Consider the following 10920-nt stretch of genomic DNA (forward strand, 5'->3'; position numbering starts at 1 on the left):
AATAATTCAAGTGAATTTGTTTGAAAGAAGAACTTTAAAAGCTTTATTTTCACCCGATAAAATACCCATAAAACAAGAGGAAGCTCAAATGAGCTTCCTCTTGTGAAAAATTGTGGGACAGCAATGACTGGCCACCAGCGGAATCAAAATGACTTTTTTCATCTTTGCACAACATCAAATTGACTAGTGCCAGAACATAGCACAAGCTACAGCTAAAAATCATCTCAAACTGTTTAAAACCAGCCCTTTCGGCCTTTTAACACACCATCGGCACAGCGTAAGGTTTCCTGGGTTAATCCCCACAAGCGATAATCGCCGGTGATGGAACCGGTCGGAAAATTATGGGTATAAGCAAAACTTAAATTCCGCTCTGGATCACACCAGGCACCTGAGCCATTAAAACCAATATGACCAAAGCCCGACGATGCCGACTTGCCCAGGCTCAAAATGCGGTGATAGCCCAAACGCCAATGCATCGGCAGCGGCATCACCCGGTCACGGGCGGTATATTGCACCTGACTTAGGGCCTGAAACACCTGTGGTGAAATCAGTCGTTGCCCCTGCCATTGGCCACCCTGCGCCAGCATGGCATAGATTTTGGCCAGACTTTGTGCGGTAAATACCCCGGAGGCTGCCGGCACAATCGCCTGTAAACCGGCATCACTAAAGAATGAAAATTTTTTCATGCCTTTGGGAATCATGGCATCCTGAAAATCTTGCGGATGTTGCCGACTGAAGGCCAGCAGCTTTTCTAAAGGCGATGCGGTACGTGCAGGTTTAGCAGCAGCCTGTTTTTTGGGAGGCTGGGCAGATTGGGCGGGCTGAGATGTGGCAAACGGTCGCGCCACCCGCGCTAATTCCTCTACCGGCACGCCAAAATAAGCTCCGTTTAATTCCAATGGCTCGCTTAAATGACGCTGCATCAATACAGCCAAGCTTTCATTACAGGCTTTTTCCAAGACACCACCGACCTGCCAGCCAAAGGTCAGGGGCTGATAGGCTGCATCACTGTTCGGCAGAAAACGCGGTTTGGCCGCGGCAATGACCTCCAGCATATGCGACCAGTCGGCCATTTCCGAGGCATCGGCAATCAGATTACGGATATCGTATAAACCACTGCGATGGCACAGCATCTCTCTTAAAGTCAGCTGCTGTTTGCCCTGCGCTGCAAATTCTGGCCAATATTCAGCCACCGGCACATCATAATCCAGCCGCCCCTGACTCACCAGAATATGTGCCAGCGTGGCCAGCACGCCTTTTCCGGTAGAATAGCAGACCGACAGACTATCCGGCTGCCAGGCCTCATTGGCAGATTTTTGACCGGTATAAATATCAACGACTTTATGACCCTGAAAATAAACCACCAGCGCAGCGCCGCCTTGCGTTGAGCGGGCATCCTGAAAACGGCTAAACAGATGGGCTAAATCTTTAAATGGTTCTTCCACTGAACCACGATAATTCTGAATATCTGCACGCAGATAATCTTTTATGCTGTTCATACATCCTTTCCAGCAACAAGATGAACAATGAAAAAAGCCTAAATCCGGTTTGGACTTAGGCGCTATGACTTAAAGTGCGCGAATGCTACCGCTGACATGCGGCTTCTGATTCTTTTTGCTGCGAATCAGGAAGTCAGTATTTTGTGCCTGCTGTGCCGTCAAGAATTCCACCTGAGATGGCAGATACATTGGCAACTTAAACCAGACATCAGCTTCATACGCATCTGGCAACTGGATATTGGCCAGCGCTTTGGCTTTACTCCACATACCATGTGCAATGGCCTGTTTAAAACCAAAGGCTTTGGCGGTTAACGCATGAATATGGATCAGGTTAAAATCTCCCGATGTCAGCGCATAACGACGACCGGTATTTTCCGACACATCCCATTGTCCTGCCGGTACATAATCCGGTACGGCACTTTCTGCTGCTTTGGCCGCGGGCTTGTTGCCACTTTTCTGACGTGACAAATAGGTGGTTAAACCTTCCATCACCACTTCATTACCAACTTTAGCAGTGGTGATAAAATCAAACTGTACGCCTTTGTCATGTGGCTGCAATTCACCAAACTTGCAGGATAAAGTCAGCTGCTCATTCACGCCAACTTTACGGTATTGCTTGAGCTGATTGCGGATATGCACCAGACCTAAAATCGGAAATGGGAAAGCTTCCGCAGTCATCATGTGCATTTGCAGGCTTTGCGATAACACCGCCAGATAAATGGCCGGAATATAGCCGTTATTTTTAAAACCACAGACTTCGTTATAGGCTTTCAGATGCTTCTGGTCGACCTTGAATGAATCCACCACATATTCAACTTGCGGCAGAACTTTTTCACCCTTCGGCTTTTTAAAAATTAAGCCCTGAATCACTTTTGGATAGGCTAAATACGGCTTGGGAAGTTGACTAAAATGGCGAGTATTCATACTGAACCTTTGGAATATTTATCTTTTAAATCACCCTTTCTTTAATAAGAATTGGGTTTTCTATTTTAATTCCCTCAAATCCCTCCCGACCTCCCTTCAAAAAGGGAGAAGAAGTCCCCCTTTATTAAAGAGGGATTTTAGGGGGGATTCCGAGTGAGGGATATATTAAGCCCCTAACAGACTCTGACCACAAACACGCACCACGTTACCATTTAAACCGGTAGATGCAGTTGAGGCAAAGAAGGCAATGGTTTCTGCGACATCAACCGGTAAACCGCCCTGACTCATCGAGTTCATACGGCGGCCCGCTTCACGAATGGCAAACGGAATGGCCGCAGTCATTTGGGTTTCAATAAAGCCCGGAGCCACAGCGTTAATAGTCACACCATTTTTCAGCACCGGTGCCGTATATTTCACCACTCCAATCACGCCTGCTTTTGATGCTGCATAGTTGGTTTGGCCCAGGTTACCAGCAATCCCTGAAATAGACGATACGCAGATAATACGGCCATTGGCATTCAGACCGTCATTTTCCAGCAGATAGTCGTTCACGCGTTCAATCGCAGCCAAGTTAATGTTAATCACCAGATCCCACAGTTCAGGCTTCATATTGGCCAGTGTCTTGTCACGGGTAATACCGGCATTGTGCACGATAATATCCAGACCGCCCTGTGCAGCAGCTGCCGCTTTAATCTGCTCGCCCGCATCAGCGGCGGTAATATCAATTGCCAAGGTTGAACCCCCAATTTCAGAGGCAACACGGTCCAAGTCAGCTTGTTGCTGTAGTACGTCCAGACAAATCACATGCGCGCCATCACGTGCCAATACATGCGCAATCGCTTCACCAATACCACGGCTGGCACCAGTCACAACCGCGGTTTTACCTGCCAGTGGTTTAGCCCAATCCACATCGACCGTGTCTGCTTTAGAAACACGAATCACCTGACCCGATACATAAGCCGAACGCGGTGACAAGGCAAAACGTAAGCTCGATTCCAGGTTCGCTTCTGCGCCGTCATCAACATAAATCAGATTGGCGGCAATGCCTTTTTTAAACTCCTTCCCGACCGATTTAACAAAGCCTTCCAGCGCACGCTGTGCAATTGCATGTTTTACCGTTTTGGCGGTTTCCGGTGTGGTGCCGATCACCACTACACGGCCAGAGGCCTGAATCTGGCGCGCCACCGGATTAAAGAAGTTATAGAGCGCATTTAACTGTTCAGAGTTCTGAATGCCTGAGGCATCAAAGACCACCGCTTTAAATTTAGATTCTTTATCGCCCGCGTTAAAAGCACACAGGTTTAAACCGGCTTGTGCAGCAGCCTGCTGTAATTCTGCATTATTGCCGGCATAGCTGTTGGCATGGATATTGGCCAGAACCTGGGCAATTGCACCTGATAATGTGCTTTCCGGCGCTGCGCCCAACAAAACTGCACCCTTGACCACAGGCGTCGCGCTGTCAAAACGCTCAAGGAAAGTTGGGGATGGCAGGCCTAAATTTTTAATGACAAATTTACCAATTGGAGATTTTGCAAAAGCTTGGTATTGGTCAGTCATGATTATTATCTCTCAGACAAAATGAATTTGTGATTAATCTAAAGTTATCCTTTAGCTTCAATATGATGTCAGATACTTTGTATTTCAATAGATCGATCAGTTTGTTATGAATAATACTTGAGATCATATACAGATGACTTGACCTGAAAGCATTCTGCAATGTCATTGTAGTCAATTCAGGCTATTCTAGATTATGCTAATGTAACCCCTAAGAAGATCATCAACATGCTTGGAAAAGCCTTATGAGCAAAACAACTCAAGAAAATCCGGCGGTCGAAAATTCTGCTACAGAAACTGTGTCAAATACATCAAAAAGTACAACGCGTACAACCAAAAGTTCTGGCACGGCAAATTCGTCAGCAAACCCTGCGGCTAAACCTGCACGCACCCGTGCGGCGTCTACCCGTAAAAAAAGTACAACCCCTCCTCCTTCTGAAACTACAACTGAAACATCTGGTCAACAGGATAATACCATGAGCCAAAACACTGTCCGTCGCGTTGCGATTATCGGTGGTAACCGCATTCCATTTGCACGTTCAAATGGCGCTTACTTCACTGCCTCAAACATCGATATGTTCACCGCCGCTTTAAATGGTCTGGTAGAACGTTATCGTTTAGAAGGCCAACGCCTCGGTGAAGTCGTTGCCGGTGCCGTACTCAAACACAGCCGTGATTTTAACATGACTCGTGAGTGTGTACTGAACACTGAATTGGCTCCTGAAACACCTGCTTACGATATTCAGCAAGCGTGTGGAACCGGTTTGCAGGCAGCTTTTTTAGTGGCCAATAAAATTGCTCTGGGCCAAATTGAAGTCGGTATTGCTGGTGGTGTCGATACCACTTCCGATGCCCCGATTGCTTTTGGTGACGGTTTACGTAAAGCCCTGCTGGAGCTGAATATTGCCAAAACCGGTAAAGACCGCTTAAAAGCGCTGACCAAAATCAATATCAAAGACCTGATGGATGCACCGAAAAATGGTGAACCACGTACCGGTCTGTCAATGGGTGACCATCAGGCGATTACTGCGCTGGAATGGGGCATCTCGCGTGAAGCGCAGGATGAACTTGCTGCATCTTCACACCAGAAAATGGCAGCCGCCTATGAAGCAGGTTTCTTTGATGACCTGATCACACCATTCTTAGGTTTAGAGCGTGACAACAACTTGCGCCCGGATTCTTCAGTAGAGAAACTGGCTAAACTGAAACCAGCCTTTGGTAAAGGTGATGCGCGTACCATGACCGCAGGCAACTCAACCCCACTGACCGATGGTGCATCTTGTGTTCTGCTTGCTTCTGAAGAATGGGCCAAAGCCAATGGTCATGACGTACTGGCTTACTTAACCTTCCATGAAACGGCTGCAGTTGATTTTGTCGAGAAGAAAGAAGGCCTGCTTATGGCGCCAGCCTATGCCGTACCACGGATGCTGGAACGTGCCGGTCTGACTCTACAAGACTTTGACTACTATGAAATTCACGAAGCTTTTGCTTCACAAGTGCTGTCGACCTTAAAAGCCTGGGAAGATCCAAAATTCTGTAAAGATCGCTTAGGTCTAGAAGCACCATTGGGTTCAATTGATCGTAACAAGCTGAACGTAAAAGGTTCTTCTCTGGCTGCTGGTCACCCATTTGCTGCAACCGGCGGACGTATTCTGGCGACTGCTGCCAAACTGCTGAATGAAAAAGGTTCAGGTCGTGTGCTGATTTCAATCTGTGCTGCAGGCGGTCAAGGTGTAACAGCGATTGTCGAGAAGTAATTTCCCCTGCCTTCACTGAAAAAGCCACTGCCTGGTGCAGTGGCTTTTTTTATGGACGTTTTATTACCTTTTTATTGTCTGCTCTTAAATTCATTAGACGTATTTTAAACAAACTCACGATAGGCCGGTGCATAGCCCAAACGTACCTCAATCGCGTCATAACCCCACTGGAAGATAAAGGTATAGACCAAAATACATAAGGTCAGGCTTAAATCCAGCAAAAAAGCCTCGGGCAGACTCATCTGCATGGCATAGGCCACCATTGGAATGGTGGCTAACATTAAGCCCCCTTCAAAACCAATGGCATGTAAAATCCGTACTTTCACCGTACGCTGGAGCTGTCTGTGTGCTTCAAATTTTTCAAAAAAATAATTAAACAGCATATTCCACAAGACCGAGGTTACTGCCATGGCCACACCCAGGCTACCGGTCACTTCCAGCGGCATCTTGAAAATCAGGCATAAAGCCAGGGCAATAATCACCAGTAAAATCAGTTCATAACTCAAGGCATGAATTAATCTTCTTTTCGACAGCAACATGTTAAACCGTATCTATTTCATCAATTGCTGCCATCTTATTTTTAAATTATCGACAAATCGAGTTAGAATCTTTCAATATTATTGACAGGTTGCTGCCCATGAATGTGAACCAGGAACAGCTGATCATCTTTAAAACCGTGATTGAATGCGGTTCTTTTTCCGCAGCGGCGCGGCAACTGGGAAAAGTGCCATCTGCAGTAAGTATGTCAATTGCCAATCTGGAAATTGACCTGAACTTGAATCTATTTCAACGCATCGGGCGTGAACCGGTGCCGACCGCACAGGCATTAACCCTGTATGAAAAGACCGAGCAACTGCTGGTTGAAATGAACCAGTGGAAACAGCATGCCGCAGCGTTAAGTGAAGGGCTGGAATCAGAACTGAATATTGTGGTGGTTTCCGAGCTGATTCATAGCGACTGGACCCAGTACATTGCCCTGCTGCAGCAGGAATTTCCAACGCTACAGATCAATATATTTTCAGCGCCACAGGAAGATGCCATGCACATGCTGGTCGAACAGTCGGCGCAACTGGCAGTGATGTTTGAACGTGAACAGCTCGACAGTGGCGAGCAGTTTGTAGAACTGAAACGCGAAGCCTTGGTGCCGGTGGCGGCCCGAGATTTTGCCTTGGCTCAACAGGCACCGGTCAGCTTTGAAGCTATTTTGCACAGCCGGCAAATTGTGGTGGCCAGCCGTGACCGTCGTATTCAGCCGGAACTGTTATTTTCCAAACAGTACTGGCGCACTGATAATCATCATACTGCCTGCTCGTTAATTTTACAGGGTCTGGGCTGGGGTGTGTTGCCGCTGCAAATGCTGAATGAAAACCCGAACTTAAAGCAGCAACTACAGGTTTTGGACTTTCTGGATTTCTCGCCCAAGTTTGAATATTTTGTCGATCTGGTCTGGAGCCGTGAAAGCAAACTGGGGCTGGCTGCTCGTTTTTTGATTAATCACTTGCGCAATCAACGAAAAAGCACAAATTAGACACTGATCTGTAACGCTTTTCACTTGGGTTAAATCCAGTTTGTGTTATAAATAATTGCATAAGCAATAACCGAACAACTAGAGAAGCGGATTCAATGACACAGAACGCCTTAAACCAATTAAAACGCTTAACAACTATTGTGGCCGACAGCAGTGACTTAACTGCCATTGAAAAGTTTCGTCCTTTAGATGCAACAACCAACCCGTCTTTAATTACCGCGGCGGCTGAACAGGCCGACAGCAAACCGCTTTTAACCGAAGCCTTTGATCAGGCCAAAGCGGAAGGTTATCAGCAAGACGAGCTGATTGAACGCACCATTGATATTTTAACCGTCAAGTTCGGGGTAGAAATTCTTAAACTGATTGATGGCCGTGTATCGACTGAGGTAGATGCCTCGCTGTCTTATGATACAGATGCCACTATTGCCAAAGCCAAAGAACTGCTGGCGCTATATAAAGAATATGGTATTGATCAGAAACGCATCCTGATTAAAATTGCTTCAACTTGGGAAGGCATTCAGGCCGCAAAACAGCTGGAAGCAGAAGGCATTCATACCAATTTAACCTTGCTATTCGGTCTGCATCAGGCACATGCCTGCGCTGATGCCAACGTCACGCTGATTTCCCCTTTTGTCGGGCGTATTCTGGACTGGTACAAAAAAGCCGAAAATGTCATGTACTACCCAATTGAAAAAGATCCGGGTGTGCTGTCCGTGAAAAAGATTTACCAGTTCTACAAACAGCATGCGGTGAAGACTGAAATCATGGGTGCCAGCTTCCGCAGTATTGATCAGGTCTTGGCGCTGGCCGGTTGTGACCTGTTAACCGTTTCACCCAACCTGCTGGCCGAACTGGAACAGGATGAGCGTGAAGTCACAGCACAACTCTCAAGTGACACGATTGAAGCTCAAGGCGAGCTGGAGCCGATCACAAAAGAGAAATTTAAACAGCAGCTGGAACATGACTTAATGGCCTTCCAGTTACTGCAAAGCGGTATTGATGGCTTTATTAAAGCGCGTGAACAGTTAAGCCAGTTATTGCGCCAAGGCTTTGGTATTGATGCCGAAATTAAAGCTTAATTTTTCTGTTTAGCCGCGCCGCTGTGCGCGTATTCCAGGCCGATGTTGCTATATAATGCTGCATCGGCCTTTTTAGTTCTCTGGATTTCCTGTGTTTGGTATCACTGACGTAATGACGTTCATTATTGGAACCATTTTAATTGTGATCCTGCCCGGCCCCAACTCTTTATATGTGATGTCAATTGCCTCACGCTTTGGCATTAAAGCCGGCTATCTGGGCGCTTTAGGCGTTTATACCGGTGACCTGATTTTAATCCTGTGTACCGCCTTTGGCGCAGCCTCCGTGCTACACAGTTTTCCATGGCTGTTTATAGCGCTGAAAATGATTGGCGCGCTGTATTTAAGTTATTTGGGCATACGTCTGATGATTGCCGCCTATCGCACCTGGCAGCCCGAGAAAAGCCGCTCGACTCAAACCAAGAATAGCAGCAGTACGCCAGAACAGGTTCATCCTTTTCGCACCGCATTAACCATTAGTATTTTAAATCCGAAAGCGATTCTGTTTTATCTGTCTTTTTTTGTGCAATTTGTTGATCCGGCCTATCCTTATCCGGCGCTGACCTTTACCCTGCTGGCCATTATTCTGCAAATCATCAGCATGAGTTATCTGTCAATTCTGATTTTTTCCGGAATGAAACTGGCAACCTATTTCAACCGGAATTACCGCCTTACCGCGACCGGTGTGGCCGCAGTTGGCCTGCTGTTTTGTGGTTTTGGCTTAAAACTAGCCAGCTCGACCCTATAAAAATCAAGCAAATTTTTTAACTTCTGATAAAGATTTGAGCGTTTAGATGGCCATTGAAAGGCGTATGATTTATCGGCTTTCTCTCCCATTTTTATTGTGCAACGGATTATGCAAAAGCTTATACATGATTTTTCTATTCCGGCTGTTTTTGCTGGATTTATCACTTTTTTAATTGGTATTAGTGTTTCTGCCGTACTGGTGATTCAGGCGGCGCAAACTTTAGGGGCCACAGCCGAACAGATTACCTCCTGGTTCTGGGCTTTGGGTCTGGGCATTGGCCTGTCGGGCTTGCTGCTCTCATGGAAATTCAAATATCCGGTGTCGACGTCCTGGTCAACCGCCGGGCTGGCCCTGATTATTGCCACGGGCAGTGGTTATAGTCTGAATCAGGCTATTGGGGCTTTTCTGGTGTGTGGCGTGCTGACTGCACTGTTGGGCTTTTTCGGTATTTTTGAACGTCTGTTTCGTTATATTCCACAAAGCCTGACCAGCGCCATGCTGGCCGGCGTGCTGCTGAAATTTGGTATTGCCTTGTTCGCCAGTATTCAACATGAATGGGCATTTATTCTGTCTTTACTGGCAGCCTATGTACTGTCAAAACGCTTCTGGCCACGCTATAGCATTGTACTGACCGTAATCGCCGCAATGCTGCTGTGCCCACTGGTACTGGATTTCCATTTTCCTGTGGTGAGCTGGTCATTGGCACAACCAGTGTGGATCAGTCCGGAATTTAGCCTGCCCGCGATTTTGGGTCTGGCTTTACCGTTGCTGGTGATTAATCTGGCCTCTCAATATTTGCCCGGCATCGCCATTATTAAAAGCTACGGCTATCAGCCGCATGTTAATCAGTTGCTCGGCTGGACCGGTACCGCGCAGGCCGTGTTATCGCCTTTTGGCTGTTATAGCGTGAATATTGCAGCGATTAGTGCCGCCGTTAGTCTGGATCATCAGGTGCATCCGGACCCATCAAAACGCTATATTGCCGGCATGAGCTGTGGCCTGTTTTATATCCTGATGGGCTTGTTTGCCGCCACCTTAACCAGCCTGCTGATGTCTTTTCCGGCAGTGCTGATTACTGCATTGGCCGGTATCGCCCTGTTTGGCACCATTGGCCATAACGCCTTTATTGCCTTTAAAGAGGTCGATGACCGGGAAGCCGCATTAATGACCTTTTTACTAAGCGCTTCAGGCATCCAGTTCTGGGGCATTGGCTCGGCCTTCTGGGGACTGGTTTGCGGTGTGGTGGTGTTACTGGTGATGAAATTTCCCTGGAAAGCCAAATCCTAAAGACTAACATGATGACCAGCAGATTTTAGGGCGCGGATCTATCTGTCTGATCCGCTTTACTATAATCGGCCAGAAATGACAGGGTCTGCTCAAAATTCTGCTGGCTTTCGGGCAGATGCATTAAGAACTGATATTCATGAATCAGCCAGCGTTTAGAGTCGGGATAAAATACTGCTTTTACTGGCACCTGCTGCTGCTTTAACACCTCTAACAGCGGTAAAGATTGAGTATCAGTCAGAAAATCCTTATTGCCGCCACTTAAAAATACCGGTGGAAACGCGGGAGTAATATGCTGAATCGGTGAAATCTGCTGCAGAAATTCCGCATCCTGTTTGCGGTCGCCGGTATAGGCCTGCACCATGTTATAAATGCCCCACTCGACAATTTTGATTTCATCCGGCGCGGTTTTAATAAAATACGGCTCTGTACACGACAAAAATAGATAACTCATTGAAATAATGTCACAATAATTGTTTTCTAACGACGAATACTATGACACATCTCAATGAGTTATATCTTATCTTAAACAAATCTCTAAAATGGAACA

9 protein-coding genes and 1 pseudogene are annotated in these 10920 nt (G+C 46.8%); 5 read left to right on the plus strand and 5 right to left on the minus strand.

The window, feature by feature from the left end; all coding sequences use genetic code 11:
* Positions 1 to 233 precede the first annotated feature (233 nt).
* From FTU86_RS13130 to FTU86_RS13140, 3 genes are all read right to left on the minus strand, one after another.
* Positions 234 to 1499: a serine hydrolase gene (locus tag FTU86_RS13130; protein WP_180036883.1), complete on the minus strand. Its 1266-nt coding sequence runs from the start codon at positions 1497 to 1499 to the stop codon at positions 234 to 236.
* A 69-nt stretch (positions 1500 to 1568) separates the two neighbouring features.
* Positions 1569 to 2423 carry a MaoC/PaaZ C-terminal domain-containing protein gene (locus tag FTU86_RS13135; RefSeq protein WP_005178615.1) on the minus strand — a complete coding sequence of 285 codons (855 nt, stop codon included), beginning with the start codon at positions 2421 to 2423 and terminating at the stop codon, positions 1569 to 1571.
* Between the two features lie 165 nt (positions 2424 to 2588).
* Complete coding sequence (locus tag FTU86_RS13140) at positions 2589 to 3980, minus strand: 3-oxoacyl-ACP reductase (RefSeq protein WP_168399926.1); 1392 nt, start codon at positions 3978 to 3980, stop codon at positions 2589 to 2591.
* 242 nt (positions 3981 to 4222) lie between these two features.
* Here FTU86_RS13140 and FTU86_RS13145 point away from each other — a divergent pair, with 242 nt between their 5' ends.
* The gene (locus FTU86_RS13145) at positions 4223 to 5734 is read left to right on the plus strand and encodes an acetyl-CoA C-acetyltransferase (protein WP_180036882.1); all 1512 of its coding nucleotides are present in this window, start codon (positions 4223 to 4225) and stop codon (positions 5732 to 5734) included.
* Positions 5735 to 5838: 104 nt separating this feature from the next.
* Here FTU86_RS13145 and aceI read toward each other — a convergent pair whose 3' ends face one another.
* Positions 5839 to 6273 carry a chlorhexidine efflux PACE transporter AceI gene (gene aceI / locus FTU86_RS13150; RefSeq protein ID WP_180036881.1) on the minus strand — a complete coding sequence of 145 codons (435 nt, stop codon included), beginning with the start codon at positions 6271 to 6273 and terminating at the stop codon, positions 5839 to 5841.
* A gap of 98 nt (positions 6274 to 6371) precedes the next feature.
* On the opposite strand from aceI, the gene FTU86_RS13155 reads away from it, so the two are divergent.
* From FTU86_RS13155 to FTU86_RS13170, 4 genes are all read left to right on the plus strand, one after another.
* Complete coding sequence (locus FTU86_RS13155) at positions 6372 to 7262, plus strand: LysR family transcriptional regulator (RefSeq protein ID WP_005178622.1); 891 nt, start codon at positions 6372 to 6374, stop codon at positions 7260 to 7262.
* A gap of 95 nt (positions 7263 to 7357) precedes the next feature.
* A complete protein-coding gene (gene tal / locus FTU86_RS13160; protein WP_005178624.1) occupies positions 7358 to 8341 on the plus strand; it encodes a transaldolase in 984 nt (327 codons plus the stop codon).
* Between the two features lie 91 nt (positions 8342 to 8432).
* Positions 8433 to 9086 (plus strand): leucine efflux protein LeuE, encoded by a 654-nt coding sequence (gene leuE, locus FTU86_RS13165; RefSeq protein ID WP_104489198.1) that lies wholly within the window; start codon positions 8433 to 8435, stop codon positions 9084 to 9086.
* A gap of 108 nt (positions 9087 to 9194) precedes the next feature.
* On the plus strand, positions 9195 to 10373 hold the full coding sequence (locus FTU86_RS13170) for a benzoate/H(+) symporter BenE family transporter (protein WP_127798830.1): 1179 nt from the start codon (positions 9195 to 9197) through the stop codon (positions 10371 to 10373).
* Between the two features lie 25 nt (positions 10374 to 10398).
* Here the strand turns inward: FTU86_RS13170 and FTU86_RS13175 are convergent.
* Positions 10399 to 10788 (minus strand): annotated as a pseudogene (locus FTU86_RS13175) (alpha/beta hydrolase); the annotation flags it as partial.
* Between the last annotated feature and the right edge of the window lie 132 nt (positions 10789 to 10920).

It is taken from the genome of Acinetobacter sp. YH12155, from assembly GCF_013418255.1.
Taxonomy (GTDB): Bacteria; Pseudomonadota; Gammaproteobacteria; order Pseudomonadales; family Moraxellaceae; genus Acinetobacter; species Acinetobacter indicus.